Here is a 21,805-nt window from a genome sequence, read left to right as displayed (position 1 = left end):
TGGTATTAAATGTTTCCAAATATCCTTTTTTCAGTTTACATTCTTTATATACCTCTGTGATATTAATAGTTAAGTATATGTAATTTTAAAAGACAGTAGGCCAGAATATTGGTTCTTTGCCTTTAAATTAAAGAATATTTGTTAACTATAGTATTTTCGACGAAAATAGGAGTACCTTTGCAGCCTTAAAAATGAGGCGTTTATTATGAAAGCTACTAAAAATATTGCGATTATCGCACACGTTGACCACGGTAAAACCACCTTGGTTGATAAAATTATGTACCATTGTCAACTTTTTCGTGACAACGAAAATACTGGCGATCTTATCCTTGATAATAACGATCTTGAAAGAGAACGTGGTATTACAATTACTTCTAAAAACGTTTCTGTAGTATACAAAGACACGAAAATCAATATTATTGATACTCCTGGTCACGCCGATTTTGGTGGTGAAGTAGAGAGAGTATTAAATATGGCAGATGGTGTACTTCTATTAGTAGATGCTTTTGAAGGGCCAATGCCACAAACGAGATTTGTACTTCAGAAAGCGATCGACCTTGGTCTTAAGCCTTGTGTTGTTATTAATAAAGTTGATAAAGAAAACTGTACTCCAGACGAAGTTCATGAGAAAGTTTTCGACTTGATGTTTGAATTAGGTGCTGAAGAATGGCAACTAGATTTCCCAACGGTTTACGGTTCAGCTAAGAATAACTGGATGAGTGACGATTGGAAAAACCAAACTGAAAATATCGAACCATTATTAGATATGGTTTTAGAACATATTAAATCTCCAGTAATTGAAGAAGGAACAACTCAAATGTTGATCACTTCTTTAGACTTTTCATCTTTTACAGGACGAATTGCAATTGGAAGATTACAAAGAGGAAAGTTAAAAGAAGGTATGGCTGTATCTTTGGTTAAGCGCGATGGAAGCATCAAGAAAACCAAGATTAAAGAGCTTCATACTTTTGAAGGATTAGGAAGAAGAAAGATAGACGAAGTTGTAGCAGGAGATATTTGTGCTATTGTTGGTCTAGAAGGATTTGAAATTGGTGATACCGTTGCCGATCTTGAAAATCCAGAAGGATTAAAAACTATTGCTATCGATGAGCCTACCATGAGTATGCTTTTTACAATTAACGATTCTCCATTCTTCGGGCAGGATGGTAAATTTGTAACTTCTAGACATATTAGAGAACGTTTGGCTAAGGAACTTGAAAAGAACCTTGCGCTAAAAGTTGAACCTACAGATAGTGCCGATAAATTTATGGTATTTGGTCGTGGAGTACTTCACTTGTCTGTTCTTATTGAAACAATGAGAAGAGAAGGGTACGAACTTCAAATTGGTCAGCCACAAGTTATCATCAAGGAAATTGATGGTGTTAAATGTGAGCCAGTAGAAGAAATGACTATAGATCTTCCAGAAACTGTTTCTGGAAAAGCTGTGGAAATGGTTTCTATGAGAAAAGGAGAGATGACAAGTATGGAAGCTAAAGGTGACCGTATGACTATCCAATTCATGATCCCATCTCGTGGAATTATTGGTTTAAGAAACAACTTGCTTACTGCAACTGCAGGAGAAGCAATTATGTCTCACCGTTTTAAAGAATACCAACCATTAAAAGGTGGAATTCCAGAACGTCAGAATGGATCTTTAGTTTCTATGGAAAGAGGAAAAGCAATTCCTTATTCTATAGATAAATTACAAGATAGAGGGAAATTTTTCGTAGATCCGGGTGAAGATATTTATGAAGGTCAGGTTATCGGTGAGAATTCTCGTCAGGATGATATGGCTGTAAATATTACTAAGACTAAGAAAATGTCTAACGTACGTTCTTCTGGAGCAGATGATAAAGCGAAGATTGTTCCGGCAATTAAATTCTCTTTAGAAGAAGCTTTAGAATACATTCAAAAAGATGAGTATGTAGAGGTTACTCCAAAACATATTCGTTTACGTAAGATCTATCTTTCGGAAAATGAACGTAAGAGAAATAAAATAAATTAATACTTTATTGTATTAAACAAAAATCCCGAACTGAAAGGTTCGGGATTTTTTGTTTTATATAATGTTTTAAATGAATGTCACCCTGTCCCGATAGCTATCGGGATTGTCGAAGGGTCTCGTTGGCTAAATTATTATTTTAAGTGTATTCAGAATATGCATTCTTCGACAGGCTCAGAATGACCAAGCAGAAGTCTTCCTGTCCCGATAGCTATCGGGATATTTCAGGATCTGGGGAAAGTAAGAATTCTTTGATATCAGAGATTCATCAATCATTCAATTAAAAACTTTTATTTCTTTTTATTATACTTCTGAATTACAATAATCGTCGCAATGATTATAGCGATAATTAAAAATACGATCACGTAAAATACCCAGTTATAGTTAGGATAGAATTTTAGAATAACACCCAATAATATTATCAGGGAAACACCTATTAAAGTGAAACCAGTTTTTTGAATTTCCATAAATTGGTGTAATTAGAATTATAGGGATTTCTGTACCACCTCAAAAACACGTTCTCCATCACACTTTAACGTTTTAGAAGGATATTTCAGTAATAAGGCATAATCATGAGTAGCCATTAAAATGGTATTTCCATTTTTGCTTATTTCTTGTAATACTTCCATAACCTCTACAGAAGTTTGTGGATCTAAATTTCCTGTAGGTTCATCGGCAAGAATTAATTCTGGATCATTTAAAAGTGCGCGGGCAATCGCAATACGCTGTTGTTCTCCTCCAGACAGTTGATAAGGGAATTTAAAACCTTTAGTCTTCATTCCTACCTTATCCAAAACTTCATCTATCCTGCGTTCCATGGAGGATTTGTCTTTCCATCCGGTTGCTTTTAATACAAAATTCAAATTTTCACGAATATTTCTATCATTCAGCAATTTAAAATCTTGAAAAACCACTCCCAATTTTCTTCTTAAAAATGGGATCTCCTTTTCCTTTAAAGTTCTAAGATTATAATCTACAATACTTCCTTCTCCTTCTGTTAGTGGAAGATCCCCATAAAGCGTTTTCATAAAACTACTTTTTCCGGTTCCGGTCTTTCCAATTAAATACACAAAATCCCCTTTGTAGATGGTTACATCTACTTCAGATAGAATTAAACTTTCCCGTTGGTAGATTGCTGCATTTTTTAATTCTAGGACAATGTTGGACATATGGTATGATTCTGGTTATGTAGGTTAAAAAATATTGGTAAATATACATTTTTCATCTGTTTCTAATATTTCTTTTTAGAGGACATATTAGATTTCCTCAAAGCTTTTTATTTTAAGAAAATATTGAATATTGGCGAATTTGATAATGTTACAAAAGACTTTTTTTCATATTAACATAATTATCACATTGATGTTGCGTTATGGAATAAGTGTTTAAGTATCTTTGATTCATCAACCTAAAAAAAAATTAATGACACGATATTCCGCATCCCTTTTTGTTGGTTTCTTCTTATTTTTTTCTTCACTTTTTGCACAGCAATCTGCAATCAATACAAACGATCTGGTAAAGTTCAATAAAGCTTTAGCGCTTTATAATAATGAGCAATTTTTACCAGCCCAAACTTTGTTTGATGAGGTGAAAGATGAAGCTGAAGATGAAAAAATAGTTTCAGATTGTGCTTATTATATAGCAAATGCTGCTGTAAGACTAGGCCAGCCTGGTGCAGATAAATTAATGGAAAGCTTTGTAGAGCGTTATCCAACTTCAACTAAAAGAAATACTGCTTTTATAGATGTAGCCGATTATTATTTCCAAACCGGTAAATATTCCTATGCTAGAAAATGGTACGATAAAGTAGATGAAAAGGGGATGGGCCGTGCAGATAAAGAGCGTTATTACTTCAACAATGGATATGCATATTTTGCATCTAATAATTTTGAAGAAGCAGCAACCTATTTAAATAAAGTGCGTGATTCTAAAGAATATGGTTCTCAAGCCAAATATTATTTGGGATATATGGCTTATGAAGGAGACGATTATGAGCAAGCAAATGAACTTTTTGAAGAAGTAAAGGGAGAAGACAGGTATTCTGAAAATCTTTCTTATTTCCAAAGTGATATGAATTTTAAGCTTGGAAATTTCGAAAAAGCGATCGCATTAGGATTAGAACAACTTCCAACTGCAGATAGAGGAGAGATTTCTCAACTAAATAAAATTATAGGAGAGAGTTATTTCAATCTTGAAAAATATGCGGAAGCAATTCCATATTTAAAAGAGTACAAGGGATTAAGAGGGAAATGGACGAATACAGACTATTACCAATTAGGATATGCTTATTACAAGCAAGGAGATTATGAAAGTGCTATTTCAGAATTTAATAAAATTATAGACGGAAATAACAGCATTGCCCAGAATGCTTATTATCACTTAGCGCAATCCTATTTGAATTCAGGTAAAAAGCAAGAAGCACTGAATGCATTTAAGAATGCAAGTGAAATGGATTTTGATGCCAAATTACAAGAAGATGCATTTTTGAATTATGCGAAATTAAGTTATGAAGTTGGGAATAGTTATATGAGTCCTTCTGAGGTGATCATTAATTATTTGAATAAGTATCCTAACACTTCAGTAAAAGCCGAAATGGAAACCTTGCTTATAGATTCTTTTATCACTTCTAAGAATTACGAAAAGGCGATGGAATTGTTGGAAACCAATAAGAATTTCAGTGATAAAGGTGCTTATCAAAAAGTGGCTTATTTCTACGGATTGGAATTATATGAGAATGACGATCATAGAAATGCAAGTATCAATTTCGAAAAAGCTTTAAAGAATAGAGTGAATCCTGAGATCTCGGCAAAAGCAGTTTTTTGGAAAGCAGAAAGCGATTTCAACTTAAATAGAATGCAAGAAGCTTTAAGAGGATATCAGGAATTTAGCGCTATGAGCGGCAGTGCTGGTTTAGCTGAAAAAAACAATTTAGATTACAACATAGCATACGCATATTTCAAACAAAAGGAATATGGTAAAGCGATCGATTTCTTCAATAGATATGCTAATAATTCAGAAAAAGACAAGGCTAGAAGAAATGATGCCTTCACAAGGTTAGGAGACACTTATTTTGTAACCAGTAAATATTGGCCAGCAATGGAAGCTTATACGAAAGCGATCGATATGAACCTTGGAAATACAGATTATGCAGCTTATCAAAAAGCCATTAGTTATGGTTTTGTAGATAGAAACGAGAGTAAGATCGAAGAGTTAAGTAGTTTCACCAATAAATATCCAAGGTCTTCTTATAGGGACGATGCGATGTATGAATTAGGGAATACCTATGTAGCCATGAACAATACTGCAAAAGGAATAGAAAGCTACAATAAACTAATTCGGGATGTACCAGGAAGTGCTTTTGTGCCTCAAGCAATGTTAAAGCAAGGCTTAATATATTACAATAGTGATCAAGCTAATAAGGCTTTGGAACGTTTTAAGAAAGTAGTTTCAGACTTCCCAAATACACCAGAATCTTTGCAAGCTGTTACAACTGCTAGGTTAATTTATATAGATCTTGGAAAGACCGATGAATATGCGGCATGGGTGAGAAATGTGGATTTTGTTGAAGTAACAGATTCCGACCTTGATAACACCACTTTTGAAGCTGCAGAAAAGCAATATTTAAATAATAATACTGCTGCTGCAAAAACCGGATTTGAGAAATATCTACAGACTTTTCCTAATGGATTAAATTCTTTGAAGAGTAACTTCTATTTAGCACAACTTTATTTTAGAGACGATCAAAAAGATAAATCTATTTCTAACTATAAATTCGTAGTAAACAAACCAAGAAGTGAATTTTCTGAGCAAGCCTTGGCGAGATTATCTCAGATCTACTTAGAGAAAAGAAATTATCAAGATGCCTTGCCTTTGTTGCAGCGATTAGAAAATGAAGCAGATTTCGATCAGAATGTGATCTATGCGCAGTCTAATCTTATGAAATCTTATTACGAGTTGAAAGATTATGGAAAAGCTGTTGCCTATGCTGAAAAAGTGCTTAAAAATTCTTCCATCGAAAACAACGTGAAATCAGATGCGCAAGTGATCATTGCGAGATCTGCATTTAGCACTGGCGATGAGAATAAAGCGAAAAATGCCTATGCAGAAGTACTTAAAATAGCAACAGGAGAATTAGCTGCTGAAGCGCTGTATTACGATGCATATTTTAAGAATAAAGCTTCAGATTTTAAAGGTTCTAATGCATCGGTTCAAAAACTAGCAAAAGATTATTCTGGTTATAAATTCTATGGTGCAAAAGGATTGGTTGTTATGGCTAAAAACTTCTATGCATTAAAAGATGCTTACCAAGCCACTTATATTTTGGATAATGTAATTAAGAATTTTAAGGAATATCCAGATGTTGTTAAAGAAGCTCAAACAGAGCTGAATAAGATCAAGGCCATGGAAGCTAAAACCAATGCTTCTATAGATACAAGAAACTAAAATTATCAAATTAACATTTAAGTACCTCAATATGCAAACCCCTTCAATTAAAAGAAGTCTGTTTTTATTGTCATTTTTATTTACCGGTGTTTTAGTGGCTCAGGATAAACCTTTGGGTAACGAAACGGTGATCGTAGTTAAACCTTACACACCATCGGTGAATGATGCGTTTAAAATTAAGGAAACTCCGGTTTTAGGAGATTCGGTAAGTTTAGAAAAGAAGCCTATTAAGTACAGTGTTTTTTCTGTACCAGTAGCTTCAACATTCACACCCTCAAAAGGACGTGCAACAAAAGTAGAAAGAGAAAAAAGGATAAAGCTGTATGATAATTATATCACACTTGGATTTGGAACTTATTCTAATGTTTTAGCTGAATTCTACAGTAATTTAGAGGTGAGTAATAGCGATAATTTTGGGGTATATCTTACTCATAATTCTTCGCAAGGAGGAATAGAAGATGTGAGATTGAACGATGAGTTTTACGATACAGAACTTAATTTGAACTACAGTTCTAGAAACCGTAAAAGTTCTTGGAATACAGAATTAGGTTTAGAACATCAGTTATTTAATTGGTACGGATTACCAGAGCAAACTAGATTAACAAATGAGATTGTACATGCAATAGATCCTCAGCAAAATTATTTTTCAGGAAGTCTTGGAGGTGAATTAGAATTATATGATTCTTTTCTAAATAAGGCAGCAGCTAAATACAGATATTTTGGAGATTCATTCGATTCTGCTGAACATAATTTTAAAGCCGATGGAGCTTTTGAGGTTAATATAGCAGACGAACTTATAAGCACTAAAGTTTTTGCGGATGTTTTAAGTGGGAAATTTGATAAAGGATATAACGATCCAAATGAATTGAAATATTCACAAATGATCTTTGGAATTACGCCAAGTTTATTGATTTTAAGGGATGATCTTACTTTAAATTTAGGAGCATCATTTGTCTACGGCTTAGATACAGAAAATAGTGATAACAGTTTTTATATCTATCCACAGGTAACTGCTAGTTACAGGTTGGCGGGAGACTATTTTATTCCATATGCTGGATTGGAAGGAAGTTTAAGCCAGAACACTTATTATAATTTCGCTCAAGAAAATCCTTATGTTTCTCCGACCTTAAATATAACACCTACAGATAAATCGTATGATGCTTATGTAGGAGCAAAGGGGAAACTTACAAATAGCATTGGTTATAATCTAAAAGGTGGATATTCTTCAGAAATCAATAAAGCATTGTACTTGGCAAATTTGAGTAATACATCTAGTTCAGAAGATTATGCCTATGGAAATTCTTTTGGAGTTGTTTACGATGATATAAACACGCTTTCTATCTCGGGAGAGATAAATGTAGATGTGAATAGAGATTTTAAATTAGGCTTGAATGGATCTTTCTTTAGTTATAATTCAGAATTTGAAGCTGAAGCATGGAATTTGCCAGAGATGAAAGCTTCTTTATTGATGGATTATCAGATCAATGAAAAGTGGTTTGCAGGGGCTAACTTATTCTATACAGGAGAAAGAAAAGATAGAGAAGAAACATTAAACGGGGTTGGTACTTTAGGAAGTAGAACGATCAGTCTAGATGGTTTTACAGATCTTAATGCGAATTTGGGCTACAGGTTTAATGATCAACTTTCTATTTTTGCAAAAGGAAATAATCTCTTAGGAGATTCTTACGAACGCTGGTCTAATTTCCCAGTTCAAGGAATACAGATAATGGCTGGAGCAACCTATAAATTCGATTATAAGTAACATATAATTAATCATATTAAAAGGGCTATTCTTCTGGAATAGCCCTTTTTTTAGTTCGTATAATGTGTTGACAGGTAGATTAATGTGGCATTTAAATAACATTTAAAACCTTTGGTCGAATTAATAATTCCATATTGATTTAAAAAGTTTATTTTTGAACCCCATAAAGCAAAAAAATAAAAATACACATTCAATAATTTTATTTCCCATTAAACAAAAATACCCTAACTAGATGAGTAAGTTTAAGAGAAGCGATAGATCACGCCCATACCTGAATATTTTGGATTTCATGATTCAGGAAAAAGCGTTTCTGGCGCTAATAATTATTGGAATCGTATTAGCAGGAATTTTCACTGGTAACAGTCAGGCAGCAATGTGGCTTGGTTTCTTTTTTGCCGCTTATGCTACAGTAGCAAACGATAGTATTCAATCTTTAGGAACATTTATCGAGAGTAATAAAACTAGGAAATGGTGGGTTTTATGGCTTTATATAGGAGGGATTTTTCTAGCTACAGTTATCTTTAGTTGGGTTTATTTTGATGGTGATGTTACCTTCCAGAGGCTTTTAAAAGCCGATGGAACTACTAAATATCCACATCCCGAAAACTTTAGTTTTTTCCAGATTATTGCACCATTAGTGTTGTTGATCCTAACAAGATTAAGAATGCCAGTTTCTACCACTTTCCTTATTTTATCGGTGTTTAGTGCAGATACCTCTGGAATAACATCTGTAGTAATGAAGAGTTTGTCTGGTTATGCGATGGCCTTTGTTTTATCATTTGCCGTTTGGTATTTTTCTTATAATTTAATTAAGACTTTCTTTAAAAGCAGGAAATTCCATCAGGGATGGAGTATTGTTCAGTGGGTGGTAAGTGGTTCTTTATGGGCCGTTTGGGTAATGCAGGATGGAGCAAATATCGCTGTGTATTTACCAAGACAACAAACCCTTACTCAATTTATAATATTTGCTACTACCATATTTGCTGGTCTTGGTTTGTTATTTTACTTACGTGGAGATAAGATCCAGAAAGTTGTAAGTGAGAAATCTAGAATATCAGATATTCGAGCAGCAACCTTAGTAGATCTAACTTATGTTATTCTACTTATCTACAAACTATTTATAAGTACTGTTCCAATGAGTACCACATGGTTGTTCCTGGGAATTATAGGTGGGCGTGAAATAGCTATTAGCCTTGCCAGAAATAAGAAAGGAAAGAAACATCGTAAAAAAGCTGGTAAGATGATCTTTAAAGATTTCTCTTATGCAATTATTGGACTTACAATATCTATTGCCTTAGCTGCTGCTGCTAATCCAAGTATTAGAGAAGCAATATTAGAGGCAGTTGGATTAAGATAATTTGCATTTTATATAATTTAAAAGATCGAGATTTTTATCTCGATCTTTTTTTATTTATATCCATTTCTAGGATTGATAATTTTGAACCTACAATTGTTCCTTTTTCTTGAAACATTCTTAGGTAAATCTTTCAAATTGAATCACATTAGTTATTTTTATGAAAAATATTAAATATGTTTAAGAAATTATCTTTTTTGGTATTGCTGCTAGTACTAATTGCTTCTTGTAGTTCGAATGTTAAGCAGTCGGCAGATCTTTTAGTGTTTAATGCACAGGTATATACCGTAGATTCCTCATTTGCCATTACTAATGCTTTCGTTGTTAAAGATGGCAAGTTTCTAGAAACTGGAACTGCTGAAGCACTTAATGAAAAATATGATTTTAAGGAAAAAGTAGATGCAGAAGGTAAAACTATTCTTCCGGGCTTTATAGATGCTCATGCTCATTTTTATAGAATGGGTTTGCAACAACAAAAGGTAGATCTTACCGGGACTAATAGTTTCGATGAAGTTTTAGACCGAATAGTTTCTTTTCAGAAAGAACAAAATGCAGATTTTATTACAGGTAGAGGTTGGGATCAAAATGATTGGGAGATTAAGGAATTTCCTTCAAAGGAAAAATTAGATAGTTTATTTCCAGATACCCCAGTGGCAATGGCGAGAATAGATGGACATGCATTGTTGGTGAATCAAGCAGCTTTAGATAAAGCAGGAATTAATGCAAATACGAAGGCAGATGGTGGGGCTATTGAAATTAAGAACGGAAAACTTACAGGAATTTTAATAGACAATCCTATGAGTCTTGTATATAATTCTATAGAAGAACCTTCGAGAGAAGAGCAAATTCAGGCCTTGTTAGATGCTCAGGAAATATCTTTAAATTATGGGTTAACCACAGTTGTTGATGCTGGAATAGATAAAACCACAATAGATTTAATAGATAGTTTAAATACATCTGGCGATTTGAAGATCCGAATTTATGCTATGGTAAGTAATACTCCATCTAATTTGGATTACTACCTAGATTTAGAACCATACAAAACAGATTTATTAAATGTTCGATCTATTAAATTCTATGGAGATGGCGCTTTAGGATCTAGAGGAGCAGCATTAAAAGAGCCGTATTCAGATATGGCAAATCATTATGGTGCATTATTATCTCCAGTTGCAGATTTTAAGGAAACAGCGAAAAGAATTGCGAATTCTAAGTTTCAAATGAATACGCATGCCATTGGGGATTCAGCTAATAGATTAGTACTACAAACCTATGATGAGCTATTAAAAGGAAAAGAGGATCGCAGATGGAGAGTGGAGCATGCGCAAATAATAGATTCAATAGATTTTAAATATTTCAGTAAAAACATTATTCCATCTGTACAACCTACACATGCTACGAGCGATATGTATTGGGCAGAAGATAGACTTGGAGCCGAAAGAATTAAAGGAGCTTATGCTTTTAAGAAATTACTGGATCAGGCTGGAGTCATAGCTTTAGGTACAGATTTCCCTGTAGAGGAAGTGAATCCGTTTTATACTTTTTATGCTGCTACAGCTAGAAAAGATCTTAAAAACTATCCAGAGGCTGGATATAGAATGGAGCAATCATTGTCTAGAGAAGAAACCTTAAAGGGAATGACTATATGGGCTGCCTACTCTAATTTTGAAGAAGAAGAAAAGGGAAGTATTGAAGCTGGGAAATTTGCTGATTTTATAATCCTTGATAAAAATATTATGGAAGTGTCTGAAAATGAAATTCCAGATATCAATGTATTACATACTTATGTAAATGGGGAAAAACTTAAATAATAATAAGATTTATTTGAGACAAGGTTACCTGGAAATTTAAAATGCTTAAATAGTTCTTTTGGAAGGTACACTATTTAAAAAATCTTCAAGTAACCTCTATTTATCTTCCGCCATTAGCAACTAGATCGTTAATACAAAGATCGTCTAATTCAAGGATTTTATTATCTACCATATCTATAATACTACTTCCAAATTCGATATTAGATGTCATTAAACATCCGTTAACATTGCAATGTGCTAAATTTTCTGGATCTAAATGATCAACTTGCATAGGCGATCCTACATCTACCAAACCAAATAAGTGGCCAAATTCATGTTTAAGAACTGCAGATTCTACATCGCTTCTTGAAACAGAATTAGCATTGTTCGCAATATTTGCAATGGTCTTACCATATAGGACCATAGATGTGTTTCTAAAAGCAGACCCTACAACTACTTTATTATCTTCATCATTTTCATTACTTCCATCTGCAACATAAATAAACACAGCAATTTCGTCTCCAGCGTTGTAAACGGTGCGTTCTTCTGCTTCTAATTCTGCGATCTCCTCAATAGAAAAAGGTGCTTTATTAGAGCTGGCAACCGCTCTGGTAGAAATTTTAATCCCATCGGGTTTAAATGTGTGCTTGGATAAGAACTGTGCTAAATTATTAAGAGCAGCATCAGTGGGTTTGAAGCCCGTAACATAGACTACCTCAATTGTTAAAGAAGTGAACTTCATGTCACTCAAAAGTTCATTTGCAGATGCTCCTAAGGATTTTAAATTCGCACTCCTATCTATACGCGGATTTTCGCTATCTGGATTGGCCGTATCTTTGGAACATGAGATTATTAATAGGAGCGTTATAAGAGGAAGTATTATTTTTTTAAATTTCATTATGGATTGTTTTGAATAAAGAATTATCTAAATTTAAATATATTATGCGAAACTTCTCGAAATACAGCTTCATCTAATATTTACGAACTTTTAGTTATAAAGGTTTTAGAATGGCCAAATAATCATAATGTTCCCCTTTCTTAACTATTTCACAGCTAAAATTATTTCCTTCTGCTGCAAGTGCCAAACTATTATAATCTAAATATAGCCAAGGAAATTCAGTAGAATGTTCTCCTTTAAAACTAATTCTGAAATTTAATTCTCCATAATAAGGAGCATCTGGATCTATCCAGATCCCACCATCTTCATCTGGATCAAATAAATAACTTAAGTCTGAGGAGTCGATTAAGATTTGTCCGTTTTTTGCTAAAAGTGTCTTGGAATGCTGAAAAAAATTATCCAAATGTTCTAGTTTTCCAATGATTCCTGTACCATTCATCAATAAGAGAATAGTGTCGAATTTTTCATTTTTTAATTTGAAGTAGTCGATGTTTCTAACATCTTTAATTCCTCTTTTTTCGCAAATTTCCAAAGCACCTTCAGAAATGTCTATTGCGGTTACTTGTAATTTTTTTTCGTTTTGAAGATATAAAGCATGACTTCCCGCGCCACAGCCTACATCTAAAATTTTTCCTGAAGCCTTTTCTAAAGCAGCTTTCTCTAATGCGGGCATTTCTTTGAAATCTCGGAACAAATAAGGAACTAAGATCTCATCGTCATCGAAATCTGGAGAGTGCACCAATATCGGGGTTTCGTCTTTGTAATAATAGAATGATGAAATTGCTTTACCAAACACATCTATCCCAGCCTTGTTGCTTTCTTGCTTCTTCATATCTTTGCACTTATGGAAGAAATTTTGAAGGATCTCCCGAAAAAGGCCAAAGATAAGCATAAGGAAAATAAAAAGTTCTTTGCTAAGCTGCGTAAAAAGCCGCCGAAACATTTAGACATACAGATGCAAGAATTGCATGAAGAAGAATTTAAGCGCACAGATTGTCTTACTTGTGCCAATTGCTGCAAAACTACCGGCCCATTATTTACGAATAAAGATATAGAACGAATTGCGAAGCATTTCAGACAGAAACCTGTTCAATTTATTGAAACTTATTTGAGGGTAGATGAAGATAATGATCATGTATTAAAGCAGGTGCCCTGTACTTTTCTAGGCGAAGATAATTATTGTTCTATCTATGAGGTACGTCCAAAGGCTTGCAGAGAGTATCCACATACAGATAGAAAAGATTTTCACAAGATCTCTAACATCACTTTAAATAATACGGCTATTTGTCCCGCTGCATATAATATTGTGGAAGAAATGAAAAGAAGGATCAAACTGAAATAAAATTTTAGTAGCTCTTTGGCTGAATTAAATCTCTAATAATTTTTTTTGACTTTTAGTCTTTAAAGATTAGTCGAAATCCATATACAGGGAGGCTGCCTTGCATAAAGTCCAGATCTTCCGATCTTTTAAATCCTAACCTTTCATACATTTTCCAAGCAAGCTTCATGAATTCTGTTGAGTGAATGATTACTTGTTTTTGGTGGATCTCCTTAGCCTTATCTATGCATTTAATAGTCAGTAATTTTCCAATTCCTTGACCTCTTGCTTCATGATCTACAGCTAACAGTCTAAAGCCCGATGACATCTTTTCGTTGGTTGCAGTTCCTCCAGAACCATATAAGCTCATATCACTAAAATATACTACTGCTCCTAGAACTTTTTTTTCGGGTGAGAGAGCAACCAATAGTTCTGTATTCGGTTTTTTAACGAATTCCCCAATGTTTGCGAGCATTTTATAATATTCGGGTTGCTCATATTCTTTAGGGAAACCTTCTAATTGTGAATAGACCTGGACCATTAAATTCCCTATTTCTTCAAATTCTTCAGGAGCTGCATTTCTAATTAAACAATTTGTGTTGGTCATAAATCTCTACCTATTTGTAAAGTAAATAAGGTTGTCTTTTCAATTTAAATTCCTTTAATCCCGGTTGCCAACTTTTCTTTATCTCTTCTGAAGTCATTCCGGCTTCAATTTGATTTTGAAGTTCTTTTCCACCAGCGAGTTTTGTAAAAAAGTTATTGAAAAACTCTTTCTTGTTTTCAGTATTCTCATAAGCCTCTATTAGCCAATTCAAATTGATCTCTTTTAGAAAAGCAGATTCGCTAAGATCTTCTCCATAACAAAGTTTTCCTAGATGTTTTGGATTTTTTGCACCATCTAAAGATTCTGGGGTGTAAGAATATTTGTAGATTTCCTTATTTAAAAATGGAGATCCATAAACTTGAAATTGTTTATTAGTTCCCCTGCCCGCATTTACATTGGTACCTTCAAAAAAGCACAAACTAGGATATAAATTAATGGACTTGGCATTAGGTAAGTTTGGCGAGGGTTTAACAGGAAGCTCATATTTTAGTTCATGAGTGTAGTGTTGCATTTTAATAACTTTAAGTTCGCATTTAACCCCATTTTTCAACCAATTTTCGCCATTTATCATCTGGGCATATTCCCCCATTGTCAATCCATGTACTATCGGAATTGGATGCATTCCCACAAAACTACTATGTTCTGGGTTTAAAATTGGACCATCTACATAATGTCCATTTGGATTTGGCCTATCCAAAATAATAAGTTGAATGTTATTTTCTGCACATGCTTCCATCACATAATGTAAAGAAGAAATGTAGGTATAGAATCTGGCGCCCACGTCTTGAAGATCGAATATCAGTACATCCAGATCTTCTAATTGTGCAGGATTTGGTTTTTTATTGTCTCCATACAGAGAAATAATAGGAAGCCCAGTTTTTGCGTCTTTCCCATCTACTATAATTTCTCCAGCATCCGCAGTTCCCCGAAAGCCATGCTCTGGCGAAAAAAGCCTTACCACCTCAAGATTCAATGCCACTAAAGAATCTACTAAATGAGTATAGGTTGGAACCTCCTTTTTTAAAGAACTGTTTAATATTAAACTGCTTTGATTCCCTACAATTCCAATCTTTTTATTCTTCAGCAGAGGCAGATATGCTTCAATATTATTTGCTCCTAAAATTAATTCTTGCGCATTTTTTTCTACTGAATTCAATGAATCTATTTCCTTGATGTTCTCATTGTTTTCGCTAATGATTTGTCCGGTACTTCTTCCGCAGGAAACAATAAGTATAAAAGCGAATAAAAATGTATTTTTGAATAATCTATAAACCATAAATATATCTTGAATTTCGAATTTTTTATTGCCAAACGGCTTATCCGGGCAAAGAAGTATAAAAGTAGTATTTCAGCACCAATAATAAAAATCGCAATTGCAGCAATCGCTATTGGGGTAATTATGATGTTGGTGTCTTTTGCTACCGGGATGGGGCTTCAGGTGAAAATACGTGAAAAGATTGCTGCTTTTAATGGACATATCACCATTGAGAGTTACGATAATAATAGTTCTCAAGTTTCTCTAATGCCTGTTTCTCTTGAACAGGATTTCTATCCGGAATTCAAATCTGTAGAGGGAATTACACACGTGCAGGCGGTCGCAACAGAGGCTGGTATTATTAGAACAGAAACAGATTTTGAAGGTGTTATAGTAAAAGGAGTAGGAGCAGATTATAAATGGGAAAACTTCTCAGACTTTTTAGTAGAAGGGGAATTGCCAGATTATACAGATAACTTGAACGAAGATGTACTAATTTCTCAATATATCGCTAATAGATTGGGCTTTAAAGTTGGAGATAAAATTATTACATATTTTCTTAGGGAAGATGCAAGCCGACCACCTTTACTTAGAGCTTTTAAGGTAAAAGGGATTTATAATTCTGGTTTTCAGGAATTCGATGAACTGTATATGCTCTCCGATATCCGTCATATTCAACGAATAAATGGTTGGGAGAAAGATCAAGTTGGTGGATTTGAAGTCTTTATTGAAGATTTTGATGAACTGGATCTTAAGGGTGCAGAAGTCTATGATAACACGAATTCTTTTTTAGATACTCAAACTATCAAACAGAAATACGCTTCGATTTTTGAATGGCTTTCTTTATTCGATTTTAATATTGCGCTCATAATCGGGATCATGATCTTAGTAGCTGGCATAAACATGATCACCGCACTTTTAGTATTGATCTTGGAACGTACTCAAATGATCGGGATCTTAAAGGCTCTTGGAGGAAGTGATTGGAGTATAAGAAAGATCTTTCTTTATAATGCTTCCTATTTAATTTTGTTGGGACTTTTTTGGGGCAATCTTATAGGTTTAAGCTTACTGTTTATACAGAAGTATTTTAAGCTCTTCCCTTTAAATCCACAAACTTATTATGTAACAGAAGTGCCAGTTTATATTGGATGGGAGTATATTATAGGGGTTAATATTGGAACTTTAATACTATGTCTTCTTATGTTATTAATACCTTCTATTATTATAACTAAGATCTCCCCAGTAAAAGCAATGAAATTCGACTAGCTTCTCTATAACTGTATTTACAGATTTACTCAAATCCTTGCAAAGTGCTATTCTGAAGAGTATCTTTGCGCCTTCAAAAATAAACTATGGAATACGCAGAAAATATATTAGGAACCATTGGAAATACTCCATTGGTGAAAATGAATAAACTTACCGCAGAAATAGACGCATTAGTATTAGCGAAATATGAAACTTTTAACCCGGGAAATTCTGCAAAGGATAGAATGGCAGTAAAAATGATAGAAGATGCTGAAGCGAGCGGGAAATTGCAGCCAGGAGGAACTATTATTGAAGGAACTTCGGGAAATACAGGAATGGGATTAGCACTTGTTGCTATTATAAAAGGATATAAAATGATTTGTGTGCTTAGTGATAAGCAAAGCAAAGAAAAAATGGATATTCTTAGAGCGGTTGGAAGTGAAGTTGTTGTATGTCCTACAGATGTGGAACCAACAGATCCAAGATCTTATTATTCTACCTCCAAGCGTTTAGCTGCAGAAACACCTAATTCTTGGTATGTAAATCAATATGATAACCCATCGAATGCACAAGCACATTATGAAAGTACTGGTCCGGAAATTTGGAAACAAACAGATGGAAAAATCACACATTTTGTAGTAGGAGTAGGGACAGGTGGAACTATTTCTGGAGTTGCCAAATATTTAAAAGAGCAAAACCCGGATATTAAAATTTGGGGTATAGATACTTATGGATCTGTATTTAAGAAATATCACGAAACTGGGATCTTTGATGAGAATGAAATTTATTCTTATGTAACTGAAGGAATTGGAGAAGACATTCTTCCAGAAAATGTAGATTTTTCACTGATAGATGGTTTTACAAAGGTAACAGATAAAGATGCTGCAATTTATACACGTAGACTTGCAAAGGAAGAAGGAATGTTTCTTGGCAATAGCGCTGGAGCGGCTGTAAAAGGTTTACTTCAGTTAAAAGAGCACTTTAAAAAGGACGATGTAGTGGTAGTGTTATTCCATGATCATGGAAGTAGATATGTAGGTAAAATGTTTAATGATGAATGGATGAAAAAAATGGGCTATATAGATTAGACCAGTTTTCACATATTATAAAAGAGCCTGAAAAATTTAAACTTTTCAGGCTCTTTTATTTTTGTTGTTATTCTGCTCCCCACGGAGCTCCAGGAGTTTTAATTGGTTTTTTGAGATCAAAGGTAACGGTGAATTGAGGTCTTTCGCTTCCTAGCCTTTTTAGATTATAAGAAAAGCTGTTTTCATTTAATGTGATCCACCAAACATTAGAAGCTGCCGCAGGAATGAGGCTGGCGGTTTCCTCGTCTGCAGGGAAAAACTGAAGATTATCCAGACCAGAATTCGTGCTTTCGCCACCATACTGTGTAATAGCATCTTCACTTCCATCTTCATGTCTATGATCATGCTTTAATTTTATATGATCGTCTTCAAGTGTTAGAACCCAAGTACGTGATTTATCTGCTCCTACGTAGAAAGGGATCTTAATGGTTTTATCATCACAATCCCAGATATACATTATTAGTTCCTTACCAGAAAAACTATCATTTTCCACCGATTCAGCTAGTTTACCTTCAAATGCTTTGCCGCAGTGTTCCTTTAAATTTTCCCAAAATACTTGGGTAGGAGTTTTATCCTGCGCAATACTGTTTTCAGTAAAAATAATAAGCAATAGAAAGAAAACGTATTTCATAATTTAAATTTTCATAAATATAATAATTTGAACTCTTATAAGTTTATTAAAATGGATTGCTTGCATTCAGAATTAAATTACTTTTCAATTATAAATTAGTAGCTAATGAGATCAGTTTTAATTGTTTTAGGCTTGCTCATATTTATGATGAGTTGTAGTAGCTCTTCGGAAGCTTTGAAGCCTGAAGAAAGTGAGGTCCCAGATAGTCCAGATAACTTGAGTTACTTGGCACTTGGCGATTCTTATACCATTGGAGAAAGCGTTTCTGAAGATGTGAGATGGCCTGTTCAGCTTGTTAAAAAACTGCGGGAGAAAGATTTAAAAATAAATTCTCCTAAGATAATTGCGAAAACTGGTTGGACCACAGATAATTTACTTAATGCAATGGATGCCAATCTTGGTAACGAGAAATATGATCTCGTTTCTGTTTTAATTGGAGTGAATAATCAATATCAAAATAAGTCTATTGTAGATTATGAAGGAGATCTTAATACTATTTTTACGGAAGCAATAGAACAGTCTAAAAATGGAAAGGAGGGTGTTTTTATAGTTAGTATTCCAGATTATGGAGCTACTCCATTTGGTGCATCGAATGCTGAAGAAATAGGACGGGAAATAGCGGAATTTAATGCTATTCTAAAAAAAGTATCTGCTCAGTTTGATCTTAAGTATTATAATATTACGCCAATTTCTAAAATGGCAAAGTCAGATAGATCTTTAGTGGCAAATGACGGTCTTCATCCAAGCGGCAAAATGTATTCACTTTGGGTAGATCTGTTTGTGGAGGACATTTTTAAAAAGCTATAAAAATTATATTTTAACGTATTAAGCTTCAATAAGATAAATGTAAAAGCTTTACATTTATTTTATGCAAGAAGACTTTCTACATTATCTCTGGAAATTCAAAAAATTCGATTTTAGAAAAGCTAAAACTTCTAATAATTCGGATTTATCCATATTAGATGTTGGTATTCACAATCATAACTCCGGTCCAGATTTTTTCAACGCAAAAATTAAAATTAACGATCAGCTTTGGGCGGGAAATGTGGAGATTCATTTAAGATCTTCAGACTGGTATCTACATCGGCATGAAATTGACTCAAATTATGATAATGTTGTTTTGCATGTAGTATGGGAAGATGATGTGGAGGTTTTTAGAAAGGACAATTCTGCAATCCCAACCTTAGAGTTAAAAGACCTAGTGCATCCAGAGTCTCTAGATAGATATAAATCTTTGTTGCTAAATGGAACAAAAAAATGGATAAACTGTGAAAAGGATTTTCATCTTTTTGATGATTTCACACTTGATAATTGGTTAGAGCGGGTTTATTTTGAAAGATTAGAAAAGAAGTCCGTTAAGATCCTCGAAATGCTGAAGTCTACAGAGAATAACTGGGAAGAAGTCCTTTTTAAATTGCTCTTTCGGAATTTTGGATTAAAAGTTAATGCCGATTCTTTTGAGAGTATCGCAAATAATATAGATTTTAAAGTGATCCAAAAACTTGGGCAATCTGCGTTTACAATGGAAGCTTTATTTTTGGGGCAAGCTGGTTTACTTAATGAAAATGTAGAGAATTCCTATTTCGCTTCCTTAAAATTAGAACATCAATTTTTACAACAAAAATTCAAACTAGATACTTATTCTGTTTTAAAACCTCACTATTTTAGATTGCGCCCAGATAATTTTCCTACTATCCGTTTGTCGCAATTAGCACAACTTTATAGTAAAATTCCACATTTATTTTCAGAAGTGATTAATTGTAACAGTAAGGAAGATATTTATGAGCTTTTTAATGCTTGCACCTCAGAATTCTGGGAAACTCATTATACATTCAAAAAAGATCATAAAGTAAGAAAGAAGAAACTCACGAATAATTTTATTGATCTTTTAATAATAAATACCATCGTTCCCTTCAAGTATTGTTATCAAAAGGAAACTGGAGATAAAGATGTCACTGCAAGTCTTCAAATTATAGAACAGATCTTGCCTGAAAAGAATGGGATAGTAGATAATTTTAATACGTTAAGATCTAAAACCGCTACTAATTCTTATCGTTCACAAGCTTTAATTCAGTTAAAGAATGAATACTGCGATAAAAATGCATGTTTACAATGCGGGCTTGGTGTAAAACTTATTCAAGGAATGGTCTAGAATAATGATTATATTTGAATTGTGTTAAAACTTGTATATTCCATAAGACATTACTTTGAGCGAAACGGTTTTTATGTTTCCTCAAGATTAGCAGATAAGCTTGGTATACGCGCAAAAACCATCAGGCTTTTTTTTATTTATCTTTCATTTGCAACCCTAGGACTGGGTTTTGCTTTTTATCTCACCTTTGCTTTTTGGCTTAAATTGAAAGACTTGGTTTATACTAAACGCACTTCAGTATTCGATTTATGAGATTTCTAATAAGTTCTAAAATTTACGGTGCGATAATTCTTGTATTTATAGTCTTTCTTACCGGAGTACTTGGCTTTAGATTTCTTTCAGAGTATACTTGGATAGACGCAATATACATGACCGTTATTACAGTTGCTACAGTGGGTTATGGTGAGGTTAGACCATTAGACCCTGCTGAAAAAATGTTTACATCTGCACTTATCTTATCAAGTGTTTTTATTTTGGGATATGCGTTTTCGGTTATCACAGAACATGTTTTTAGCAAAAATAATATTGGTAACTTAAGGGAGAAACGAGTTCAGAAAAAAGTAAAGACAATGAAAAATCATGTTGTAGTTTGTGGTTACGGAAGAAATGGAAAACAAGCTGTTCAAAAATTAATGGCCTACAAACAGCCTTTTGTAATTATAGAACTTAACGAAGAAATTGTTGATAGATATTCTGAAGACCATTTGTTATTCATTCATGGAAATGCAAGTGAAGATGAGGTTCTTATAAGAGCAGGAATTAGAAATGCAAGCACATTAATTTGTGCCTTACCGAGTGATGCCGATAATCTTTTTATAGTGCTTTCTGCTAGACAAATAAATCCGAAACTTAAAATTATTAGTCGGGCTACCGAAGAATCTAGTTATCAGAAACTGAAACTAGCAGGGGCAGACAATGTGATTATGCCAGATAAAATAGGAGGAGACCATATGGCGTCTTTAGTCGTGGTTCCAGATTTAGTAGAATTTTTAGATAATTTATCGGTATCAGGAGAGCATGACAGTATAAATGTTGAGCAGGTGCCTTTCGAGAAAATTTGTACCGATGGAGTTGAGTTAGCTATTATGGACTTAGATCTTAGGAAAAAAACGGGATGTTCCATTATTGGTTATAAATCTGCAGATGGAGAATATATAGTTAATCCAGAACCCTCAATGGTGCTAAAAAAAGATTCTAAATTAATATTGATAGGAAGACCGAATCAGATAGATAAGTTGAAGCAACTGTATCACGTTTAGTAATTAT

18 protein-coding genes and 1 pseudogene are annotated in these 21,805 nt (G+C 33.8%); 12 read left to right on the top strand and 7 right to left on the bottom strand.

What is annotated here, in order from left to right:
• Positions 1 to 205 precede the first annotated feature (205 nt).
• Complete coding sequence (typA, locus tag BC962_RS10580; RefSeq protein WP_121345958.1) at positions 206 to 2,005, top strand: translational GTPase TypA; 1,800 nt, start codon at positions 206 to 208, stop codon at positions 2,003 to 2,005.
• A gap of 287 nt (positions 2,006 to 2,292) precedes the next feature.
• Here the strand turns inward: typA and BC962_RS16375 are convergent, their stop codons facing one another.
• The gene (locus BC962_RS16375; RefSeq protein ID WP_183075490.1) at positions 2,293 to 2,469 is read right to left on the bottom strand and encodes a hypothetical protein; all 177 of its coding nucleotides are present in this window, start codon (positions 2,467 to 2,469) and stop codon (positions 2,293 to 2,295) included.
• A gap of 18 nt (positions 2,470 to 2,487) precedes the next feature.
• Complete coding sequence (locus BC962_RS10575) at positions 2,488 to 3,171, bottom strand: cell division ATP-binding protein FtsE (protein WP_121345957.1); 684 nt, start codon at positions 3,169 to 3,171, stop codon at positions 2,488 to 2,490.
• A 250-nt stretch (positions 3,172 to 3,421) separates the two neighbouring features.
• Here BC962_RS10575 and BC962_RS10570 point away from each other — a divergent pair, with 250 nt between their 5' ends.
• The 4 genes from BC962_RS10570 (at position 3,422) to BC962_RS10555 (ending at position 11,366) form a co-directional block, all read left to right on the top strand.
• On the top strand, positions 3,422 to 6,442 hold the full coding sequence (locus tag BC962_RS10570) for a tetratricopeptide repeat protein (protein WP_121345956.1): 3,021 nt from the start codon (positions 3,422 to 3,424) through the stop codon (positions 6,440 to 6,442).
• Positions 6,443 to 6,473: 31 nt separating this feature from the next.
• Positions 6,474 to 8,204, top strand: a complete 1,731-nt coding sequence (locus tag BC962_RS10565; protein ID WP_121345955.1) for a TonB-dependent receptor domain-containing protein — start codon at positions 6,474 to 6,476, stop codon at positions 8,202 to 8,204.
• 232 nt (positions 8,205 to 8,436) lie between these two features.
• Complete coding sequence (locus BC962_RS10560) at positions 8,437 to 9,561, top strand: hypothetical protein (RefSeq protein ID WP_121345954.1); 1,125 nt, start codon at positions 8,437 to 8,439, stop codon at positions 9,559 to 9,561.
• Positions 9,562 to 9,734: 173 nt separating this feature from the next.
• Entirely contained in the window at positions 9,735 to 11,366 is a 1,632-nt protein-coding gene (locus tag BC962_RS10555; RefSeq protein WP_121345953.1) for an amidohydrolase, read from the top strand.
• A gap of 100 nt (positions 11,367 to 11,466) precedes the next feature.
• On the opposite strand, the gene BC962_RS10550 is transcribed toward BC962_RS10555, so the two are convergent.
• Positions 11,467 to 12,243 (bottom strand): hypothetical protein, encoded by a 777-nt coding sequence (locus tag BC962_RS10550; RefSeq protein ID WP_121345952.1) that lies wholly within the window; start codon positions 12,241 to 12,243, stop codon positions 11,467 to 11,469.
• Between the two features lie 94 nt (positions 12,244 to 12,337).
• The gene (locus BC962_RS10545) at positions 12,338 to 13,075 is read right to left on the bottom strand and encodes a class I SAM-dependent methyltransferase (protein WP_121345951.1); all 738 of its coding nucleotides are present in this window, start codon (positions 13,073 to 13,075) and stop codon (positions 12,338 to 12,340) included.
• 12 nt (positions 13,076 to 13,087) lie between these two features.
• On the opposite strand from BC962_RS10545, the gene BC962_RS10540 reads away from it, so the two are divergent.
• A complete protein-coding gene (locus BC962_RS10540) occupies positions 13,088 to 13,585 on the top strand; it encodes a YkgJ family cysteine cluster protein (protein ID WP_121345950.1) in 498 nt (165 codons plus the stop codon).
• A gap of 52 nt (positions 13,586 to 13,637) precedes the next feature.
• Here the strand turns inward: BC962_RS10540 and BC962_RS10535 are convergent, their stop codons facing one another.
• The gene (locus BC962_RS10535; protein WP_121345949.1) at positions 13,638 to 14,168 is read right to left on the bottom strand and encodes a GNAT family N-acetyltransferase; all 531 of its coding nucleotides are present in this window, start codon (positions 14,166 to 14,168) and stop codon (positions 13,638 to 13,640) included.
• 10 nt (positions 14,169 to 14,178) lie between these two features.
• On the bottom strand, positions 14,179 to 15,444 hold the full coding sequence (locus BC962_RS10530) for an exo-beta-N-acetylmuramidase NamZ family protein (RefSeq protein WP_121345948.1): 1,266 nt from the start codon (positions 15,442 to 15,444) through the stop codon (positions 14,179 to 14,181).
• Between the two features lie 9 nt (positions 15,445 to 15,453).
• On the opposite strand from BC962_RS10530, the gene BC962_RS10525 reads away from it, so the two are divergent.
• The gene (locus BC962_RS10525; RefSeq protein WP_121345947.1) at positions 15,454 to 16,689 is read left to right on the top strand and encodes an ABC transporter permease; all 1,236 of its coding nucleotides are present in this window, start codon (positions 15,454 to 15,456) and stop codon (positions 16,687 to 16,689) included.
• Between the two features lie 86 nt (positions 16,690 to 16,775).
• Positions 16,776 to 17,753 (top strand): annotated as a pseudogene (locus tag BC962_RS10520) (PLP-dependent cysteine synthase family protein); the annotation flags it as partial.
• 70 nt (positions 17,754 to 17,823) lie between these two features.
• Here the strand turns inward: BC962_RS10520 and BC962_RS10515 are convergent.
• Positions 17,824 to 18,387 (bottom strand): hypothetical protein, encoded by a 564-nt coding sequence (locus BC962_RS10515; RefSeq protein WP_121345945.1) that lies wholly within the window; start codon positions 18,385 to 18,387, stop codon positions 17,824 to 17,826.
• A gap of 105 nt (positions 18,388 to 18,492) precedes the next feature.
• Between BC962_RS10515 and BC962_RS10510 the strand changes: the two genes are divergently transcribed.
• The 4 genes from BC962_RS10510 to BC962_RS10495 all read left to right on the top strand — a co-directional run bounded on the left by BC962_RS10510 (position 18,493) and on the right by BC962_RS10495 (position 21,798).
• The gene (locus tag BC962_RS10510; protein ID WP_121345944.1) at positions 18,493 to 19,194 is read left to right on the top strand and encodes an SGNH/GDSL hydrolase family protein; all 702 of its coding nucleotides are present in this window, start codon (positions 18,493 to 18,495) and stop codon (positions 19,192 to 19,194) included.
• Between the two features lie 61 nt (positions 19,195 to 19,255).
• Positions 19,256 to 20,539: a DUF2851 family protein gene (locus BC962_RS10505; RefSeq protein WP_121345943.1), complete on the top strand. Its 1,284-nt coding sequence runs from the start codon at positions 19,256 to 19,258 to the stop codon at positions 20,537 to 20,539.
• A 21-nt stretch (positions 20,540 to 20,560) separates the two neighbouring features.
• Entirely contained in the window at positions 20,561 to 20,791 is a 231-nt protein-coding gene (locus BC962_RS16500) for a PspC family transcriptional regulator (RefSeq protein ID WP_034921396.1), read from the top strand.
• Positions 20,788 to 21,798 (top strand): potassium channel family protein, encoded by a 1,011-nt coding sequence (locus BC962_RS10495; RefSeq protein ID WP_121345942.1) that lies wholly within the window; start codon positions 20,788 to 20,790, stop codon positions 21,796 to 21,798. Before BC962_RS16500 ends, BC962_RS10495 begins: the two co-directional genes overlap by 4 nt.
• Positions 21,799 to 21,805: the final 7 nt, after the last annotated feature.

Origin of the sequence: Gillisia mitskevichiae (assembly GCF_003634585.1) — a bacterium.
Lineage (GTDB): Bacteria > Bacteroidota > Bacteroidia > Flavobacteriales > Flavobacteriaceae > Gillisia > Gillisia mitskevichiae.
The sequence above is the reverse complement of the archived record's forward strand: the minus strand, read 5'-3'. Positions and strand labels throughout refer to the sequence as shown.